This window comes from Limnoglobus roseus (genome assembly GCF_008254045.1).
Classification (GTDB): domain Bacteria; phylum Planctomycetota; class Planctomycetia; order Gemmatales; family Gemmataceae; genus Limnoglobus; species Limnoglobus roseus.
Window position 1 is genome coordinate 2,306,596 of sequence record NZ_CP042425.1, and the last position, 18,888, is coordinate 2,325,483.

At 67.7% G+C, this 18,888-nt stretch carries 13 protein-coding genes; 6 read left to right on the forward strand and 7 right to left on the reverse strand.

From position 1 onward, the window contains the following. Positions 1–117: 117 nt before the first annotated feature. Genes PX52LOC_RS09595 through PX52LOC_RS09605 form a run of 3 tightly spaced genes read right to left on the reverse strand, consistent with a single transcriptional unit; the run spans position 118 to position 2,321 of the window. Complete coding sequence (locus PX52LOC_RS09595) at positions 118–1,074, reverse strand: pyridoxal-phosphate dependent enzyme (RefSeq protein ID WP_149109890.1); 957 nt, start codon at positions 1,072–1,074, stop codon at positions 118–120. Beyond that, positions 1,071–1,529 (reverse strand): DUF6882 domain-containing protein, encoded by a 459-nt coding sequence (locus PX52LOC_RS09600; protein WP_149109891.1) that lies wholly within the window; start codon positions 1,527–1,529, stop codon positions 1,071–1,073. Before PX52LOC_RS09600 ends, PX52LOC_RS09595 begins: the two co-directional genes overlap by 4 nt. Positions 1,530–1,547: 18 nt before the next feature. After that, positions 1,548–2,321 carry an SDR family NAD(P)-dependent oxidoreductase gene (locus PX52LOC_RS09605; protein ID WP_149109892.1) on the reverse strand — a complete coding sequence of 258 codons (774 nt, stop codon included), beginning with the start codon at positions 2,319–2,321 and terminating at the stop codon, positions 1,548–1,550. A 52-nt stretch (positions 2,322–2,373) separates the two neighbouring features. Between PX52LOC_RS09605 and PX52LOC_RS09610 the strand changes: the two genes are divergently transcribed. Next, positions 2,374–3,324 carry an SMP-30/gluconolactonase/LRE family protein gene (locus tag PX52LOC_RS09610; protein WP_149109893.1) on the forward strand — a complete coding sequence of 317 codons (951 nt, stop codon included), beginning with the start codon at positions 2,374–2,376 and terminating at the stop codon, positions 3,322–3,324. Positions 3,325–3,409: 85 nt separating this feature from the next. On the opposite strand, the gene PX52LOC_RS09615 is transcribed toward PX52LOC_RS09610, so the two are convergent. From PX52LOC_RS09615 to PX52LOC_RS09625, 3 genes are read right to left on the reverse strand one after another with little or no spacing between them, the layout of a single operon-like run. Then, positions 3,410–4,888 (reverse strand): hypothetical protein, encoded by a 1,479-nt coding sequence (locus PX52LOC_RS09615; protein ID WP_149109894.1) that lies wholly within the window; start codon positions 4,886–4,888, stop codon positions 3,410–3,412. Positions 4,889–4,896: 8 nt separating this feature from the next. Further along, entirely contained in the window at positions 4,897–5,460 is a 564-nt protein-coding gene (locus PX52LOC_RS09620) for a hypothetical protein (protein WP_149109895.1), read from the reverse strand. Beyond that, positions 5,430–5,933 carry an RNA polymerase sigma factor gene (locus PX52LOC_RS09625; protein ID WP_149109896.1) on the reverse strand — a complete coding sequence of 168 codons (504 nt, stop codon included), beginning with the start codon at positions 5,931–5,933 and terminating at the stop codon, positions 5,430–5,432. The genes PX52LOC_RS09620 and PX52LOC_RS09625 overlap by 31 nt, the downstream gene beginning before the upstream one ends. Positions 5,934–6,137: 204 nt before the next feature. Between PX52LOC_RS09625 and PX52LOC_RS09630 the strand changes: the two genes are divergently transcribed. Then, a complete protein-coding gene (locus PX52LOC_RS09630) occupies positions 6,138–7,205 on the forward strand; it encodes a sigma-54 interaction domain-containing protein (RefSeq protein ID WP_149109897.1) in 1,068 nt (355 codons plus the stop codon). 11 nt (positions 7,206–7,216) lie between these two features. Here PX52LOC_RS09630 and PX52LOC_RS09635 read toward each other — a convergent pair whose 3' ends face one another. Next, positions 7,217–7,924, reverse strand: coding sequence for a hypothetical protein (locus PX52LOC_RS09635; protein ID WP_149109898.1), 708 nt, complete (start codon positions 7,922–7,924; stop codon positions 7,217–7,219). Between the two features lie 162 nt (positions 7,925–8,086). Here PX52LOC_RS09635 and PX52LOC_RS09640 point away from each other — a divergent pair, with 162 nt between their 5' ends. The 4 genes from PX52LOC_RS09640 to PX52LOC_RS09655 are packed head-to-tail and all read left to right on the forward strand — an operon-like array spanning position 8,087 to position 18,881. Then, positions 8,087–13,081 (forward strand): VWA domain-containing protein, encoded by a 4,995-nt coding sequence (locus PX52LOC_RS09640; RefSeq protein ID WP_149109899.1) that lies wholly within the window; start codon positions 8,087–8,089, stop codon positions 13,079–13,081. Between the two features lie 30 nt (positions 13,082–13,111). After that, positions 13,112–16,960, forward strand: coding sequence for a hypothetical protein (locus PX52LOC_RS09645; protein WP_149109900.1), 3,849 nt, complete (start codon positions 13,112–13,114; stop codon positions 16,958–16,960). Further along, positions 16,957–17,790 (forward strand): hypothetical protein, encoded by an 834-nt coding sequence (locus PX52LOC_RS09650; RefSeq protein WP_149109901.1) that lies wholly within the window; start codon positions 16,957–16,959, stop codon positions 17,788–17,790. The genes PX52LOC_RS09645 and PX52LOC_RS09650 overlap by 4 nt, the downstream gene beginning before the upstream one ends. Next, positions 17,787–18,881, forward strand: coding sequence for a prenyltransferase/squalene oxidase repeat-containing protein (locus PX52LOC_RS09655; protein WP_149109902.1), 1,095 nt, complete (start codon positions 17,787–17,789; stop codon positions 18,879–18,881). The genes PX52LOC_RS09650 and PX52LOC_RS09655 overlap by 4 nt, the downstream gene beginning before the upstream one ends. Positions 18,882–18,888: the final 7 nt, after the last annotated feature.

An 18,888-nucleotide genomic window follows, 5' to 3' on the forward strand; every position in this document is an offset into this window, starting at 1 on the left:
TCACCGCAGAGGGCACGAGAGGACACGTGAGAAGGAGGAGAGGAAAATCATTCTACAAAATCTCTCGTCTTTCTCTCGTGCCCTCGTGTGCCTTCTGCGGTGAATCTGCCTTCGGTTTTACCAGTACAGCTTGTCGAGGTTCACGTTGCCGCCGCAGAGGATGACGCCGACCTTGCGGACGTTCGCGACGGCGCGGAACTCGTCGGAGAGTATCACGGCCACGCCGACGGCGGCGCTCGGCTCGATGCACTGCTTCATCCGCTCCCAGACGAGCCGCATGGCCGCCCGAATTTGATCCTCGCTCACGGTGAAGACCTGCTCGACGTTGTCGCGGATGATCGGCCACGTGTGCTGGCCGAGATGGTTGGCGAGCAGGCCGTCTGCGATGCTCGTCGGCGTGGCGATGCGGACCATCATGCCGGCCGCCTTCGACTTCGCTGCCGCGTCAGCCGCACTCGGCTCCGCGCCGAAGACGCGGATGGCGGGATTGATTCCCTTCGCCGTGATGCACCACCCGGAGAGTAACCCGCCGCCGCCAATGGGGGCGATCACCGCGTCCAGGTCAGGCACGTCTTCGAGCAGCTCCAGGCAGGCGGTCCCCTGCCCTGCGATCACGTCCGGGTGGTCGAACGGCGGGATCAGAAAGCCGCCCGTCTCGGCGACGATCTCGGCCGTCTTCGCCTCGCGCTCGGCCAGCGACGGGCCGCTCTCGTGGACCATGCCGCCGTAGCCGAGGACGGCCGCCTTTTTCACCGCCGACGCCGTGGACGGCATCACGATGTGGGCCGGCACCGCCTGCACCTTCGCCGCGAGCGCCAGGGCTTGCCCGTGGTTGCCGCTGGAGTGCGTGACGACGCCCTTCTTCGCCGCCGCCCCGAGTTTCAAGATCGCGTTGGTGGCCCCGCGGTACTTGAACGAGCCGGTCTTTTGCAGGTGTTCGCACTTGAAGAAGACCGAACGCCCGGCCCGCTCGTCGAGGGTCGAGCAGGTCATGACCGGCGTGCGGTGGACGAACGAGCCGATCCGCTCGGTGGCGTGGCGGATGTCGGCAATCGTGGCGGCGTAGGTGTTCATGGGGTGATGACCGCGAAGGCAAAGTAGAGGAACCGCGACTCCGATTGGCCGCGGTAGATGGCGGGCCAGCCGGTCAGGCGGGCCGCGAACGCGGTCAGCCGCCAGGCGAGTGCCTCGTCCGCGAAAGTCGTCGGCGAAGCCACAGCTTCGATGTCTTGCGCGCGGCCCCAGTTGCGGGCGGCGGTCGCGCTCCGCACGAAGTTCGCCGGCACGGCCGGGTCGTCCCACGCCCACTGCCAGAGCGATTGGGCCGGGTGGTGGTAGCCGATCAGTTGTGCGGGCACGACGAACTCGTCCAAGCCGGGGGTGCGGAAGATGATCGCACCGTTGGCGGCGTCGTGCTCCCACTGCGGGAACTTGTCGAGGCCGTGCGTCGTGATCAACTCGCGCGTCTTCTGCTGAACCTCGGCCAGCGCCAAGTCGAGCAACTTCGGGAATTCCGTGGTCGGCGTCATGGTGTCTTTCCTACGACCTCAGCCGCGTTCGGCCGCCGTGATTGGGCGGGACGGCATCTGCTGCGCGTCGAGGCCGCCGTCCACATTGATGATCGTCCCGGTCGCGTACCGCGCGGCGTCGGACGCCAGGAACACGTACCACCCGGCGACGTCGTCCACCGTGGCGATCTTGCGAACCGGAATCTGGTCCACGATCGCCTGCCGTGCGGCGGGGTCGGACTTCAGGCCGAAGTCGGTCAGTGGCGTCTCGACGAGGCCCGGCGCGACGGCTGTCGTGGTGAAACCGAGCGGCGCGAGTTCGACGGCGAGTTGCCGGGTGAGGGCGTTCACCGCCCCCTTGCTCGCGTCGTACAGCGTGTGGGCCGGCTCGGACCGCGTGCCGTTCAAGGACGTAGTGAAGAGGATTCGCCCGCCCCGGTTCGCCGCCGATGCCAGCCGCACGACTTCCCGCGTCACGGCCAGCGACGCCCAGACGTTCAGCCCGAAAATGAAGTCGAAATCCCGCCGCGTCAGGTCCAAGAACGGCGGCTCACGGAACGTGCCGACGTTGTTCACCAACACGTCCACGCCGCTGAGTTTGTCCCACGCTTCCGCGACCAACCGCTCGGCTTCGCCGTCGCGGGTCAGGTCAGCGACGACGTAGTGACAACCGGGTGGCAGTTCCAGGTCGGCGGGCCAGGATCGTTCCGAGGTGAAGACCACCCGCGCACCGCTCGCGGCGAACGCCTTGCCCACCGCAAGGCCGATGCCTTGGCTGCTGCCAGTGACAAGGGCGGTCTTGCCGTGCAACATCCGCGTTCCTCCGTAGTCTGTACAGGGTACACGGTACGGACGGGGGGTGGCGATGATCACGAATTCGGCCCGGCTCTTGGTGGCCGGCGACGTGGAGGAAGACAAGTTCCTGCCGGAAGGGCCGCGGACGATGTCGCTGTTCGGCCGGCCGGCCATCATTTGGGTGAACATCCAGACGGCCGCCGACTCGCCTCGTGGGGCGGTCCACGCCTTCTTCTTCGGCACCGGCGAACGCCGCCGGTGGAAACTGCCCGCTCGCCCCGGCTTCGTGTTCCCGACCGACGCGCCGGACACGGTCCTCGTCGGGCTAGAGAAGGCTGTCGGCACACTCAACCTGACGAATGGCCTCTGGACGCCGTTCGTGAAACTGCCCGACGACAACCCGCGGACGATCATCAACGACGGCGAAATCGTCCCCGGTGGACGGGCCATCGTCTTCGGCACCAAGGATGTGAACTTCGCGGACCCGATCGCCCATCTGTACCTGTTCACGCTCCCCGACCACCGGCTGACCGTGCTGGCCGAGGGGCAGACGTGTTCGAACGGCAAGGTCTTCGCCGATGGCGGGCGGACCCTGTTCGACATCGACACGCCGCGGAAGGTCGTGACACGCTACCACCTGGACGTGAACGCCCGCACGCTGACCGACGCGGGAATCGCCATCGACCTGCGACTGCACGAGGCTTACCCAGACGGCATGTGCGACGCCGGCGACGGCACGGTGGTGATCGCGTTCTTCAACGGCAGTCGCGGCGGGAACGGCGTGGCCGAGCGGTACTGCCTGGACACCGGCGAGCGTCTCGAACAATGGCAGACGCCGGGTTCGCCGCGCGTGACCTGCCCGCTGCTGTGCGAGCGCGACGGCGGGGTGAAGTTGATTCTCACGACCGCGACGGAAGGAATGCCGGGCGATCAGCGGGCCGATTCGCTCTACGCGGGCCACCTGTTCATCGCGGACACGAGCCTGCGGGGCGTGCCGCCGGCGGAGATCGTGCGACTGTAGACGATTGGCGAGCCGAGGACCGTAAGGTGCCGGGTGAGTATCAGCGACATTCACCCGGCACCTTACGGTCCTCGGCTCGCCCGGATCACTTCCGCACCGTCACCTCGTAGACGTGCTCGCCCGCGTTCGGCTGGTCTGCCTTCAGCCGCGGGGCCGTTAGCGTGAACCCGCCCTCTTTTGCCGTGTACTCGAACGGCTTCCCGGTGAACGGGTCGTCCGGCACCGGCACGATCGTCACATTGGCGAGCGTTGCCGGAACCTTGCCGTCGAAGGCGATTTGCAACCGCACCGCTTCTAGCGCGCGGATGAGGGCGAACCGTCGCTCCAGGCGGGCGTGCGAGAAGTAGACCTTCTGCACCGCCGGGTAGATCAGCGTCATCATTGTGAGGAACGGGTCGTTCTTCGCGGCGGCCTTCGTCGTCTTGATTTGCTGTTCGATCTTCTCGACCTCCGGTCGGGCTTGATACGCCGGCAGGCCGAACAACTTCACCTGCTCGTCCCACAGGTCGCGGTGGCCGTACACGTTCCGCAGCAGAACCGCCTGGGTGGTCGGCATCGCGTCCACGTCCTTCTTGGCCAGACCGCGGGCGAGTAGGTCTTTCTTCGCCCCCGGCCCTTGGGCGGCCATCATTGCGGCGACGGTGACGTTCTGGGCCAGCGATTCCAGCCCACCGAGTTCCCCGGGCGTACCCCCGGCCAGACTCTTCATCCAGTTCGCCACCGCGTTGCTCGCCACTTCCTCCGACACCGGCCCACGCTCCAGGTCCTTCAGCGAGGGCAGGTATAATTCCTGGAACCGCGTCTCGCCGTCCAGGCCCGGCCGAGGGTTAATGAACGGCCGCGGCAGCGTCGTGAACGACCAGTACAAGTTTGGCGCGTCGGGCCGGCCGATCCAGTCTTCGGCCCGGCCGATCATGACCGCCGTCAGCGACAGGCCGACGAGGGACTCAATGAGCGTCGACCCCTCGCCGACGTGCTTGCCCAGCTGGAAGCCGGTCTGGAGCGTGCGGAACGCCTCCGGGAATTTCTTCTCGCCGAGTTCCATCCGGCACTTCAACGACAAGATGTGTTGCAACTCGCGGTGCCCCTGCACCGACGGCAGAATCCGGGAAATGTCCTGGGCCTTCAACTTCTCCGTCTGCCAGTCGCAACTCCCCCGCCGCGCGGCGTCGTCCACTTCCTTGAGCATGTCGTCGTAGGCCTGGAGAAACGCGGCCATCTTCCCGGTCGACAGTTGTTCGACGGGAAGTTGCCCCCACTGGTCGAGGAGGTCATTTTGCTCTTGGGCCTCCTTCGCGTCCTTCGGCCGGGCGGGGCGGATGACCCAGGCCCGCTGATAGCCGAGGGCGGCGTTGCCGGGCGAGCGGTCGCGGGCCGGTGGCAAGAGTTCGTACTTCAGTGCCGGCTTGGGGGCCGGGGTGGGGGAAATCGTGAGCTTCGTTGTCCAGAGCGACGGGTCCGGCTCGCGCGGGTTAGCGGGACCGCCGTCCTTGACGGGCGGCTGACCGTTCGACGCGGGCACGAACAAGAACGCGAGGAAAGCGAACGGGAGGAGCGACTTCATGGCGAGTCTCACTGGTCGTCGGTGGGCGGTTTTGGCTTGGCGGGCGGGCCGTAAATGGCGAAGGTGCCTCGCGGCAATTTCAACGAATCTTCCAACTTCCCGACGTCCAGGTTCGCGGCCGGGGCGTTCGGGTTCGGCAGTACGTTGATGCCGCCGGCGAGGACGTTGGACCGCAGTTGCAAATACTGCGCGAGCTTCGCGGAGTCGCCGGTTTCCTCGCGCGGCGGCGAAGTCCGCACGACGGCTTCTGCCATCGGTTGCGGCGGCCTCGGGGCGGGTTGAGTGGCTGCCATGCTCGCGTCCGAGGGACGGTTGGCGGGCGCAGTTTCGGGCAGCGAGAACATCGTGAGGCCGACGCCGACCACCAGGCACGCGGCCGCGGTCTGCCCATAGACGATGCGCTTCCAGAAGGCCACGTCGCGGTCGCGGCCGGCGGCTCCCGCAGCGAACATCAGTTGATCGCGGCCGAGGGTCGTCGGCATCGGCTCCAGGTGGCTGAGCGCGTGGGCGAGCGGGTCGCCGGTACACAGCGCCGAGTCGGTCAGCGGGTCGGGGTCGTTCGGGGCGGACATTTTTTCACACCTAACTTGTCACGAAGGAGGTCGAGGCCGAGAGCGAAGCGGCGGTAACAGGTGCTCGCGCTGCCGCCGACCATCTCGGCAATCTGTTCGAACGTCAAGCCGCCCCACAGGTGGGCGACCATGATCTCGCGAATCTCGTCGGGCAGTTGGCCGAGGGCCGCCGCCGCGGTGCGGGCGTCCAGCCCGGTCGGGTCTTCCGTCGGCACGAACCAGAGCGGCGCTTCCGAGGCGGCCTGCGTCTCGTACTTCTGCCGCCGTCGTGCCGCCCGCCCGGCGTCGATGGCCGCGTTCCGCACGACCCGGAACAACCACGCGGCGACGTTCTCCGGCATCGTGCGCTGGCGGACCAGTTTCAGGAACGCCGTCTGAACGACATCCTCCGCCGACCCGCACCACTGGCGGGCGTACAGCGTCAGCGCTGCCGCGTGGCGATCGACCAACAGAGCCAGTGCGTCCGGTCCCATTACCACGATGACGATACCGCCAGCGATTCATTTCGCGAAGAAATTTTTGTTGACTAGAGCAGTGCGGTTTCAGCCTCTCCCGCGCGTCTGCTCATATTTATTGCGACTGCTGTGGATTTTTCTGGCACCCGAGGCTAATATAAAGCAACCTCTCCAGGAGTTGCCAGGCATCCCGATACTTCCTCTCCCGGAAGTGACCCACTGATGCCGAATAATGAGTCAGTCGTGCCGCCGTTCCCGGACATCATCGGGAACGCGACGGCCATGCAGGACGTGTATCGCCTCGTACAGTTGGCCTCGCCGCGAACGGCGACGGTCTTGCTGATCGGCGAGACCGGCACCGGGAAAGAAGTGATCGCCCGCGCGGTTCACAAATCGAGCCGCCGCGCCGACGGTCCGTACATCCGCGTCAACTGCGGGGCACTTCACGAGAACCTGTTGGAGAGCGAACTCTTCGGCCACGTGAAGGGGGCGTTCACCGGGGCGATCGAGAACAAGACCGGCCGCTTCGAAGCCGCGCACCTCGGCACGATCTTCCTCGACGAAATCAACAGCATGTCGCCGAAACTTCAGGTGAAGTTGTTGCGCGTGTTGCAGGAGCGCGAGTTCGAGCGCGTCGGCGAGAGTAAGACCATCCGCGTGGACGTGCGCGTAATCGCCGCGACGAACGCTTCGCTGGAAGAACTCGTCGAGCAGGGCCACTTCCGCGAGGACTTGTACTACCGGCTCAACGTCGTGCCGATCTCGCTCCCCTCGTTGCGGGAGCGGCGCGAAGACATCGAACCGCTGGCGCGATTCTTCTTGAGGCGGTACGCCGAGGCGAACAAGATGACGGCCCCCGAAATGACCTCGGAGGTGATGACGGCGTTGAAAGCCCACGACTGGCCCGGTAACGTCCGCGAGTTGGAGAACACGATCGAGCGGCTGATCGTCCTCTCTGACAACGGCCACCTGAAGGCCGAGCACTTGCGGCTGGACCGCCCGCGCACGGTGTTGCGCTCCGCGAAGGGAAGTGCCGGCACCGACGTCGGCTCGCTGATCCGCACGCTGGTGAAGGCCGGCGTGCAGTCGCCGCTGCCGCAGGGGACGAAGCTATACGACTTCCTGGTCGGCGGCCTGGAGCGGGAACTCATCAACCAGATGATGCGCATCTGCGGCAACGTGAAGATCACCGCCGCCGACCGCCTCGGCATCAACCGCAACACTCTGCACAAAAAACTGGAAGAGTACGAACGCTCCGACGCCCCGCCCCCGGACGGCGAGGCAGCGTGACCGCGAAAGCGTTATGGTCGCGGTTCCAAGAGAAGTTCGACAACCCAGCAGCAAGTGACGTGCGGGCGTGAGTAGCAGAGGTGGTCGAGGATGTCGGCGTCTTCGCACCCGGCGTCTTGCAGCGCGTCGGCGAGGATCGGCAGCCGGTCGAACGCCTTCTCTTCGCGAATCGCCGCCGCGAGGCCGACCACGGCCGATGTTCTCCAGTCGGGCGGGATGACCCAAGCCCACCGCTTGCGGCCCCATTCCCATGCGTGCCGAACGATGTCCGCAAGCAAGTCGCTCGGTTCCTCCGGCCAGACGAGGGGCATATGGAACATGGGTTCCGCCGTGTACGCCCTTCTTTCTTCGATCGCGTACTGATGTTTGGCCCAGTCCCGTAGCTCGTTCGCGTAGTTCAAGCCCACATAGTCGGCGTATAACCGCTCGACGACGCTCGCCGGCGGCTCCGCCCCTTCGACGATTCGCGTGACGGCGTCTTGAATCAGTATGGAGATGCACTCGTCTCGACCGGGCACACGCAGTCCAAGTTCTTGCACGGCAGCCCGGAACCATCGGTCCGAGTCGCTGGGAGACGGCTCAGCTTGCGTGGCCAACTCGCCCAGGCTGTAAGAATAAATGGCTTCGTCCAGGGCCGCATGAGCGGCGTCGATCAGATCGTCCGCATCGGCCAACTGAAGGGTGTGGCGGGCGACGGCGACTTTCAGTTGCGGGTGCATGACACGCTCGGATTGATCGAGATCAGGATGGGTCATCTTACCGGTTCGTTAGATCACGGCCGAAGAGGTGGCGTCCCTGGCAATCATTCTCAGGACAGGGCCGGGAGGCACGTGCCGCGACTTTGCCTCTGACGGCGACAGACCCATCGGTACAATTGCATCGTGCCGTACTCCCTCACACTGTTCGCGTCGTTGTCCGTTCCTGTCGTGGCCGCCGGGGCGTTCGCCGCCGCCGTGGCCGTGCCGGTGCTCATCCACCTGCTGTTCCGCCAGCGGTTCCGCGTCGTCGAGTGGGCCGCCATGCGGTTCCTCAGCGCCGCGAAGAAAAAGTCCACCCGCCGCATCGACCGCTGGCTGCTGCTCGCCCTCCGCGTCCTCGCGGTGCTCATGCCGCTGATCGGCATGACGGCCGCCACGCCGTGGGCCGAGCCATTCTGGCAGGCGATCACGCCCGGTGCGCCGGAGACGATTGCCAACGCCCCACGGACACACCACATCCTCGTCGTCGATTTGTCGCTGAGCATGTCGGCCCGCGTCGATCAGCGGAGTCGGTTCGAGGTGGCCGTCGAGAAGGCCGAGGCCGCGGTCCACGCGGCGAACGCCGGCGACGGGTTCACGCTCATCGCCCTCGGGCCGCAGACGGTGCCGGTGGTGCCGGGGCCGTCGAACGACGCGGAAAAGGTTCTCGCGGAACTGCACGCCCTGAAGCCGACGCACGGCCCGAGTGACCTCGCCGCCGGATTGGCCGCCGTCAACGACGCCCTCGCCCGGTCGCCGCGGTCGTACTTGCGACGGCAGGTCATGCTCTTCACCGACCTGCAAGCCGTGGCGTGGGGCGGCCTGTTGCCGAAGGCCGACGCCCCGCCGCCGGAAGTGTGGACGAAGCTCACCGCCCGCGGCGACCTGGCCGTCGTCGATTGCGCGAAGGACGACACCGAGAACACGGCCGTCACGTCGCTGACGACCTCCGACCCGCTGCCGCTGGTGAACGACACGCTCTCGGTCACGGCCGTCGTGCAGCACTTCGGCAAGACCGCCCGGCAGAAGGTCCGCGTCGAGTTGCTTCTCGGCCGGCCCGCCGAGAACGGTGGCGAGGCGTCGCTGGTGTCCGTCGAGCAGCAAGTGGTCGAGCAGCTTCCGCCGAACGAGGCCACGCCGGTGCGGTTCACGCTGCCGGAAGCGGCCCGCTTCCGCACGGCCGGGACGCACGCGGTGCAAGTGAGGATCGTCGAGCCGGACGACCTGCCGGCCGACGATTCGCGGTCGATGAGCTTCGAAGTCCGCGACGGGCTGCCGTGCGTGCTGGTGAACGGCAAGCCGTCGAGCGTGCCGTTGCAACGGGCGACGGAATCGCTCGCGGACGCCATCGCCCCGGGCGGCAAGCCGCGGCCCGGCCACCCGGGGCGGCCGAAGGTCATCAGCCTGGAAGAGTTCACTGACGCGACGCTCTCCGACCTGTCGGCCGTCGATTGCGTCTTCCTGTGCGACGTGCCGACGTTCACGCCGTCGCAGGTCGCCCGCCTCGACGCGGTGCTGAAGCGCGGCGGCGGCGTCGTCTTCGGCCTGGGCGCACGGGCGGCCGCGAACGCCGAGCACTACAACCGCGTCCTCTTCGACGACGGCAAGGGGATGCTGCCGGGCAAACTCGGCCCCGTCGTCAGCACGACCGGCCCCGACGACCCCGGCTTCCGCCTCGTCGGCGACGACGCGGCTTTCCGCCAGCCGCCGCTGGCCGCCGAGTTCCAAGACGTGAACGCGCGGGCCGGGCTGACGGCCGTGCCGTTCGCGAAGTACGTTCGCCTCGAACTGCCGATCGGCCGCGGCCGGCGGATTCTCTCGTTCGCCCCGGCCGAAGGCGCGAAGGCGAGCAACCGAAAGCCGGAACCGGCCGTCGTCGAGTGGAGCCGCCACCGTGGGCGCGTGATAGTCTACACCAGCACCTTCAACCGCGACTGGAACGACTGGCCGATTCTGCCGACGTACCCGGTGTTCGCCGGCGAACTGCTCCGTTTCGCCGCCACGAACCCGGAACGGCAGTCGGTTCGCGTCGGCGAGTCGGTCGAAGAGTACCTGCCGCCGGCGACCGTCGGCCTGACGGCGAAACTGGTCGGCCCGGCCGGGGCGGTGGAAAGCGCGGCGGTCGTCGCCACGGACGAGGGCGGTGTGGCCCGCTTCGCCGACACGCACGCGGCCGGGCTGTACCGCTTCGAGGTCGCGGGCCGGCCGTCGAAGTTCGTGGCCGTGAACATCCCCGACGCCACGCCCGGCGGCGGCAGCGAGTCCGACCTGCGGCGGCTGAACCCGGCCACGATCAAGGGCGTTCACCCGTCGGTGCAGGTCATCCACGATCCGGGCGAAGTCGCGATCCACGACGACAGCGGCACGACCGTCGTCACCGCCGCCCGGCCGCACGGCCCGATGCTCGCCCGCTGGTTCGTCACCGTCGGCTTCCTCGCGCTCGCGTTCGAACTGTGGCTGGCGTGGCGACTCGGCCCGGCCCGCATCGCGGTCGGCATCCGCGGCGACGCGACGCCCCAACCCTCGGCGTTCGGCGGCGTCTTCAAACTGTTCGCCGTCGTGCTGCTGGTCGCGGCCGCGGCGGTGTTGTTCACGCTGGTGCATTCCTGGTGGACGGGCGAACTCCTCGGCTTCCTGCCGGACGAGTGGCGGCAAGCGGTCGAGCGAACCGCGGGTGTGCCGTCGGCCGGGCCTGGCGAGGGCACCCGGTGGCGGCTGGAACAGAGTCCCGCGTTCAGTCCGAACGCCCGGCTCGATCAGCAAATTCAATGGGGGCTGGCCGGGTTCGCGCTGCTGATCGTGGTCGTCTTCTACGGCTACGAACGCCGGGCCACCACGGGTACTCGCCGCGTGATCCTGCCCGCCCTGTTGCGGCTGTCGGCGTACTGGCTGGTGATTTTCCTCGTGCTGCCGCAACTGCGGCTGGCGTTCGACCGCGAGGGCTGGCCGGACGTGGCCGTGCTCATCGATACGTCCGCGAGTATGGCCACGGTGGACGACCCGCAAGACCCGGCCGTGCGGGCGAAGATCGAATCGCTGGCGAAACTGCCCGGCCTCGACCGGCCGCAGCGCATTCAGTTGGCGAAGTGGCTGTTCACCCGCCCCGACGGCGACTGGCTCACGCGGCTGGTGGACGAGCGGAAGCTGAAGGTTCACGTTTACTCACTGGCGGAACAAGCCCGCCTCGTCGGCACCATCAACGAGAGCGGCGAGCAAAAGGGCGTGAGCGACGCAATCGCGCCGCTGGAAGCGACCGGCGAGGAGAGCCGCCTCGGCGACGGCGTGGGGGCGGTGCTGAAGTCGTTCCGCGGCGGGTCGCTGGCGGCCGTCATCGTGCTGACCGATGGCCAGACCACGGCCGGCGACGACCTGCCGCGCGCCGCCCGCGCGGCTGCGCGGGCCGACGTGCCGCTCTACCTCGTCGGCCTCGGCGACGCGAAGGACGCCCTCGACCTGGCCGTCGGCGATCTGCGGTCCGACGACGTGATCGCCCGGAACGACGAGTTGGTGTTCGAGGGCCGCCTGACCGCGAAGGGCATCGGCGTGCCGCAGGCGGTTCGCGTGACACTCTCCGAAAAGGTGGGCGACCGGCTCGAACCGCGCGACGAGGTGACGATCAAACCGGACGCGGCCGGGAAGCCGGTGACGTTCCGCCTGAAGCACGTGCCGAGCGAACTCGGCGAGCGGAGCTACGTGATCGAAGTCCCGCCGCAGCCCGGCGAGGTTGAGACGGCGAACAATAAAATCGAGCGGCAGATCGTCGTCACTGAGAACCGCAAACTCCGCGTGCTGTTCGTGGACGGGTCGCCGCGGTACGAGTTCCGCTTCGTGAAGGTACTGCTCGAACGCGAGGTCGAACCGGGCCGCCGCGAGAAGGCGGTCGAGATTCACACGCTGTTGCTGGACGCCTCCGCCGACCACGCGACGACCGACCGCAGTGCTCTCCGTGGGTTCCCGACGCGGAACGAACTCTTCGACTACGACGTGGTCATCCTCGGCGACGTTGACCCGAAGCGACTCGACCGCCCGACGCAACGCCTGCAAGACCTCGCGGAGTTCGTCAAGCAGAAGGGCGGCGGCCTTATCGTGATCGCGGGCGAACAGGCCGCGCCGCAGTTGTTCTTCGACACGCCGCTCGCCGACATGCTGCCCGTTGCCCGGACGAAGGGCGGTGACGCCCCGCGGCCCACTTCGGAGGAAACCCCGGTTGCGGTCGGTTACCAGCCGCGGCTGACGCCGGTCGGCGTCTCGCACCCGATCTTCCGGTTCGCCGCGAACGAGACGGAGAGTGCCGCCGTCTGGCAGCGGCTCAAGCCGTTGTTCTGGGTGGCGTCGGGGTACGTGAAGAAGGACACCGCCGAGGTACTCGCCACGCACCCCGACCGGCCGGCGGAGGACGACCCCGGCGAGAAGCACCCACTGGTGTTGCAGCAGTTCGCGGGGGCCGGCCGCGTGCTGTTCCTCGGCTTCGACGAGACGTGGCGGTGGCGGTTTCGCAAAGACGAGGAGCAGTTCAACCGCTTCTGGCGGCAGGCGATCACGGTGCTGGCTCGCAACCGCGTCCGCCGGGTGGAACTGAAGACCGACAAGCAGACTGGCTACCGCCGCGACGAACCGATTCGGGTGACGGTGCAGTTCCCCGACGACGCGGCACCGCCGGTCGGGGCGGTGAAGGTCGGCGTCGAGCGCAGCCCCTTACGAGACGGTTCGGGCCGCGTCATCACCGGCGACAGCGAGACGCAGACGCTCACGCTGGCCAAGGTCCGCGGCAGCCGGGCGAGCTACGAGGCGACACTGACCCGCACGCCGGTCGGGGAGTACCGCTTCCAACTGACCGACCCCGCCCCGACCGGCCTGAAGCCGAAGGCCGAGGCCAGGGTGCTGCCGCCGCCGGGTGAACTCGACCGCCTAGAGATGAACAAGAACGACCTGACGCGGGCCGCCGCCGAGTCCCGCGGCAAGTTCTACACCTTCGCCGACGCCGACAAGTTGCTCGACGACCTGCCCGAAGTGGCCCGCCTGCCGCTGAACCAGCCGTGCCCCCCGCTGCCGGTGTGGAACCACGCCGTTACGTTCGCGTTACTGCTGCTTCTGTTAGGATGTGAGTGGATTTTGCGGAAGCGCGAGCGGTTGTTATGATGGGCGGGTCATCCTTGTGCGGAGTTCCCCATGTCGTTCGTCCTTCGGCCGCCGGATGAAGTCGTCCCGCTGAACCAGCGGCTGAGCGGCCTCGGACGAATGCGGCGGCTGGCACTGATGGCCGCGGGGCTGTTCACGCTGGTCGCGTTCGTCGGCTTGTTCGTCGGCACGGCGGGCGTTCTCGATGCGTGGCTGCACCTGTCGGGCGGTGTGCGTGCCCTCGCGCTGGCGGCGGGCCTGGGGTTGGCGATCAGCTTCTACCTCCGCGGCGTGCGGCAGGCGGCGCGGACGCCGACGGGGGCGGTCGCGGTCGCGCAGTTCATCGAACACCGATACCCGGAGTTTAACGACGCCCTTGCCAGTGCCGCCTCGTTCCAGGAACGCGATGACGGCGACCGGTCGGCGGCGAAGTTCCGCCGGGCGGTCGTCAAGCGGGCCGAGCGCATGGCCGGTCGGCACGATCTCGGGGCCGTCGTGCCGACCGGTCGCGTCTGGCGGTCGCTGTTCGCCGTGCTGGGCACGTTCTTGATGCTCGGCCTGCTGACACTGCCGGACATCGGCCGGGCGTCGGTCGCGGCCGGGCGGTTGTTCGACCCGTTCGGCGACCACCCGTGGCCGCCGAAGACGCGGATTGAACTGAGCGAGTTTCCGCAACTGTTGGCGAAGGGTGACCCCTTCCCCCTCCGCTTCACGGTCAAGGGTGTGTTGCCGCCCGAAGCGGTTCTGTCCGTGAAGCTCATCGGCAGTCCGCCGGCCGATGAACACCTCGCGTTGCCGGGAGAAGCCGAATCCTCGGCCGCGGTGCAACTGCTGCCGGACCGCGTCTCGCGCGACTTCGAATTCCGCATCACCGCGAACGACGCCGACACCGGGTGGCACGCTGTCACTGTCGCCGTGCCGCCGCGGTTGACGCTGCTCAACGGCCGGCCGTCGCCGCAAATTCGACTGACGTACCAGCCGTACACGCGGCAGCGGCCGACCGAACTGCCAGACGGGTCCGGCGGCATCGAAACCGTCGCTGGCACGCGCGTACGCCTGAAGGCGGCCACCGACCGGCCCATCGTGCGGGCGACGCTGCACCCCGAGGGAGAACTGCCCGGCCTGCCGTTCGCCCACGCCGTCGCTGCCGTCGGGGCGCAGAACCCGTTCGCTGCCCTCGCCGCACCGCAGATCAGCGAACAGTTCGCGGCCGACGTTCCCGTGACAATTGGGGGGCCGGAATCGCAGCACCTCGACGCCGACTTCATCCCGCCGCGGTCCGGCCTGTACTCGCTGCGGTTCACCGATGCCGCCGGGCTGACCGGCGTGCAAAAGCTCGATGTCCGCACCTTCCCCGACCCAACCCCGGCCGTCACGCTCGTCCGCCCCGTTCCCGGCCCGGACGCGCTCTTGCTCGTGCCGACTGCCACCGTCCCGCTGCACGCGCGGGCCGACGACCGCACCTACGCCCTCCGCCGGTTGGTGCTCGAATTCAAGGTGAACGACAGCCATTGGGTCGAACTGCCACTCGCGGAGGCCGACGGGCAACCGCCGGCGCTGGAGGCTCAGCGATCGCTGCCGCTGGCGACCTTCCGCAAGCCGAACAGTCAGCCGCCGGCCGACGGTGACGTTGTCACGCTCCGCGCGGCCGCCACCGATTGGGACGACTACACCCTCGCGAAACAACCCGGTCGCAGCGGCGAGGTCGAGATTCGCGTGCTGTCGGAAGCGTCGCTGACTGCCTTCCTGCAAAAGCAACTCGCCGCGATGCGGCCGGACTTGGCGCGGGCCACCGCGACCCAGAAAGACGCCGCCGGCAAGACCGAACAGGCTCGCAAGGAGACGCCGCCGGGCGGGGCGCCGAACGCCGCCGGTCAGGAGAAGTTGACTCAGGCGGAGCAGGCACAACGACAACTCCGCGGTTTGCTCGGCGACCCGCGCGACGGGCTTCGAGCGAAGGCCGAGAAGTTGCGCGACGTGGCGAAGGCGAACGATCTGCCGAAGTCGCCGGCCACCCAGCGGGCCGAGGCCGTTGCCCGCAACTTGGCCGCACTGGAAGACCAGCATTTGCCAGAGGTCGAGTCGCAATTGGCCGCCGCGAAGCAGGCGGACGCGAAGGCGGCCGACGCGCTCGCAAAGGCGGCGAAGGGGCAGCAGGCGGTCCTCGATAAACTTGCGGCCGCGGCCGAGGAGTTGGAACAGTGGGCCGCCGCCGCCGAGGTTCGCGGCGACGCCCGGCAGTTGAAAGATCAAGTCGCGAAGACGGCAGGAGATGCCCAGAAGGCCGCCCAACGGTTGCCGACGGGCAAGCCGGCGGACCAGCTTCCCGCCGGCGATCGGGCTTCCCTCGAAAAGCTCGGCGACAGCTTGGATAAAGCGGCCGAGCAGGCCGGAAAGCTGATCTCGAAGGCCGACCGTGTCGCGGAGGAGAAGCGGCAAGAGGCCGGTAAACTCCAGGCGGCCGCCGACGCGAAGGAGCAAGAGGCGAAGCAGGTTGCTACCGACGCGAAGAACGCACCCGCCGGGTCCGAGGCGCAGAAGGTCGCGACCGCGAAGGCCAACGCCGCGAGTGCGGAGGCCGCCGATTTGAAGGACGCGGCCGCGAAAGCGGCCGCCGAGGCGGACACGCTGGAGAAGGCCGCCAAGGAGGCCGGCCGTCAGGCCATCGCGGACGACCTTCGCAAAGCGGCCGAGGCCCAGCGGAACAACCGCGGCAGCGAGGCCAACGCCGCCGCTCAGAGCGCGGCTGACCGCCTGGAGAAGATGACCGCCGACCTCGCGGAGAAGAAGGACGACATTGACGAGTTGCGGAAGAAGCGGAAGGACGCCTCGAACCGCGTGAACCAACTCGCCGACCAGCAGGACGAACTCGCGAAGAAGGCTGACAAGGCCGGCGAGACGAAGGACGCCGACGCGAAGGCGGCCGAGCTTCGGAAGCTCGCCGACGAGCAGGAAACGCTGCGGCGGGAGACGGAGCAACTTTCGCGGAAGCTCGACCGTGAAGGCGCGGCCGACGCCGCCGAGCAACTCCGCCGGGCGGCGAAGGAGATGGAGCAAGCCCGCGACGAACTCGCCGAGGGCCGCGACCCGAAGGCGAAGCCGGACGACGCCCTCGAACGGCTGGAGAACGCGAAGCAAGAACTCGACAAGGAGCAACCGAAGGAGCAGGAGAAGCTCGAACGCGAGCAGCGGGAGCAGTTCGCCGAGCAGTTCAAGACGTTCCTCGAAAAGCAGAAGGCGGCCGTCGAAGAGTCCGAGCGCCTCACCGCGGCCGCCCTGAAGGCGAAGAAGTGGGAACGGCCGTTGCAGGCGAGTCTCGCCTCGCTCGGCGAGCGCGAGAAGGCGCTGGCCGAGGAGGTTCGCAAGTTCGCGAAGGCGAAGGCCGAGGACTTGAAGGTGTTCGGCCTCATGCTGCGGCAGGCCGCCGACCAGATGCAAAAGGCCGGTGAGCGGATCGCCGAGCGGAAGGACGAGATCGTCTTCGCCGACCCGGCCGCCTTCGACGCGGAATCCGAGAAGGCCGCCGATGACCAGACTCGCCGGCCGATGCGGGTGGCCTTACGGCGGTTGGAGCAGATCGTCAACGCGCTGAAGGAAGACGACAAGAAGCCCGCCCCGAAGCCGATGCCGGCGGGCGGCGCGGCCAAGCCACCGGGCGAGGGCGGTCAACAACCGACCGGTGTTCCGCCGATCGCACAACTGAAGGCGCTCCGCGACTGGCAGAAGGAAATCAACGAGCGGACGCAGACGTTTGCCACGGACCACCCGGACCGCGACAAGTTGACCGACGACGACAAGGACGAGTTGCAAGAGATCGAGAAGGCCCAGAAGGACATCGCGGAGTTGCTGGAACAACTGCTGCCGCTGCTGCAAGAACAAATCGGGGGAGGCCAACCGTGACGCGATTTTTTCTGACTTCCGCCCTCTCCTTGCTGGCGGCGTCTGCGGCGTTTGCCATCGTGCCACCGCTGCTGCCGGCCGTCGTGTTACCGTCGGTTCCGGCGAAAGAAGACGACGTGCCGAAGGAAGACGAGGCCGACGACGTGGCGAAACTCGCCGACCGCATCGGCAAGAACGCGAAGGGCGTCGGCGAGAAACTCGGCGACCAGGACACTGGCGATGCCACCCGCCGCGATCAGGCGAAGTTGAAACAAGACCTCGACAAGCTGATCGACCTGTTGCAAAACTCACCGCCCCCGCCGATGAGCAACGACCCGTCGCAACAACCACCGCCCCCGGACGGAGGTGGTGGTGGCGGGCAATCGAACAAACCGATGGGCGGAGGCGGAGAAGGCGGGAAGTCGAACAAGCCGATGGGCGGTGGGCAATCGAACAAGCCGATGGGCGGCGGGTCGGGGCAGTCGCAGCCGCGCGGCGGTTCCCCACGGACTGGCAGCGGTCGCGAACGCCCCATGCAGCCGATGCCTGAGAAGGGCGGCACCGGCGAACAACCGATGCCAATGGGGGCGAAGCCGGACGAGAAGGGGCAACCGATGGGCGGCAGCCCGATGGGGCCGCAAGGCGGCAACCAGCCCGGCGGTAGCGGCAAGGCGACGCCGACGCTGCCGTTGGCCGAGACGATCGCGAAAGACTTCTGGGGCCACCTGCCGGAGCAGCCCCGCCAGCGGATGATGCAGTTCTTCCGCGAGCAGTACAACTCGCGGTACAAGGACCTTCTCCCGGACTACTTCTCCACGCTCGCGGAGAAGGAAAAGAAGGGGAAGCAGTGACGCAGACTTCTCTCACCCGCCGACAAGCCCTTCGCATCGCCGCCCTCGGAGCGACGGGCGGGGCGGCCGCGATGATCGGTCACGCCCAGGATGCCAGCCCAGCGGCAGACTTCATCACCAGCGAGACACAAGCCGCCATCGACCGCGGGCTGGCGTTCCTGCACCGCACGCAGTCGGCCGACGGCTCCTTCACCGACAGCGGCATTCCGAACGCGGCCATCACCGGCCTCGCCGCGCTCGCCCTCATGGCCGGCGGACACCACCCCGGCCGCGGGCAGTACGGACGGACCGTCAGCCGGGCGATGGACTACCTCGTCGCCCGGGCGGCCTCGAATTCGCCGGCCGGCTACCTGAACTCCGGCGAGGGCGGCTTCGGACAGGGCGGCGGCATGTACCAGCACGGGTTCGCCACGCTATTCCTCGCCGAACTCTACGGCATGTTGCCGACGGCCGCACGACAACTGCGGCTTCGTGAAGCGTTGGAGAAGGCGATCCGCCTCATCATCGACTCGCAGAACAAACTCGGTGGCTGGCGGTACGACCCGCGGCCGAGCGAGAGTGACGTGTCGGTGACGGTGGCCCAACTGATGGCCCTGCGGGCGGCCCGCAACGCCGGCGTGTTCGTGCCGAAGTCCACGGTGGACGCCGCGGTCGGGTACATCAAGGCGTGCCAACTCCCAGACGGCGGCTTCTGCTACATCCGCAACGAGACGCACCTCGGGTCCGCGTTCGCCCGGTCGGCCGCGGCCGTCGTCGGCCTGTTCTCGGCCGGCATCTACGACGGCGAGAACATCGACCGCGGCCTGAAATACCTGACGCGGTTCATTCCCAACCAGCGGGGCGTCCGCGACTTCTTCACCGAGCGGTACTTCTATTACGCCCACTACTACGCCGCCCTTGCGATGTGGACCGCCGGCGGCAACCACTGGACCGAGTGGTTCCCGGCCATCCGTGACGAACTCCTGACGCGCTTTCGACTCGGTAACCAGGGCAGTTGGACTGACCCCGGCCACGGGGCCGCCTACGCCACCGCGATGGCGTGCATCGTCTTGCAACTGCCGAACAATTATTTGCCGATCTTGCAGAAATGAGACTAGT

Coding starts and splice junctions, on each gene's coding strand:
- PX52LOC_RS09615 (WP_149109894.1), bottom strand. CDS start 4,888: ATGAAGTCGCTCCTCCCGTTCGCTTTCCTCGCGTTCTTGTTCGTGCCC.
- PX52LOC_RS09610 (WP_149109893.1), top strand. CDS start 2,374: ATGATCACGAATTCGGCCCGGCTCTTGGTGGCCGGCGACGTGGAGGAA.
- PX52LOC_RS09595 (WP_149109890.1), bottom strand. CDS start 1,074: ATGAACACCTACGCCGCCACGATTGCCGACATCCGCCACGCCACCGAG.
- PX52LOC_RS09630 (WP_149109897.1), top strand. CDS start 6,138: ATGCCGAATAATGAGTCAGTCGTGCCGCCGTTCCCGGACATCATCGGG.
- PX52LOC_RS09600 (WP_149109891.1), bottom strand. CDS start 1,529: ATGACGCCGACCACGGAATTCCCGAAGTTGCTCGACTTGGCGCTGGCC.
- PX52LOC_RS09605 (WP_149109892.1), bottom strand. CDS start 2,321: ATGTTGCACGGCAAGACCGCCCTTGTCACTGGCAGCAGCCAAGGCATC.
- PX52LOC_RS09620 (WP_149109895.1), bottom strand. CDS start 5,460: ATGTCCGCCCCGAACGACCCCGACCCGCTGACCGACTCGGCGCTGTGT.
- PX52LOC_RS09625 (WP_149109896.1), bottom strand. CDS start 5,933: ATGGGACCGGACGCACTGGCTCTGTTGGTCGATCGCCACGCGGCAGCG.
- PX52LOC_RS09635 (WP_149109898.1), bottom strand. CDS start 7,924: ATGCACCCGCAACTGAAAGTCGCCGTCGCCCGCCACACCCTTCAGTTG.
- PX52LOC_RS09645 (WP_149109900.1), top strand. CDS start 13,112: ATGTCGTTCGTCCTTCGGCCGCCGGATGAAGTCGTCCCGCTGAACCAG.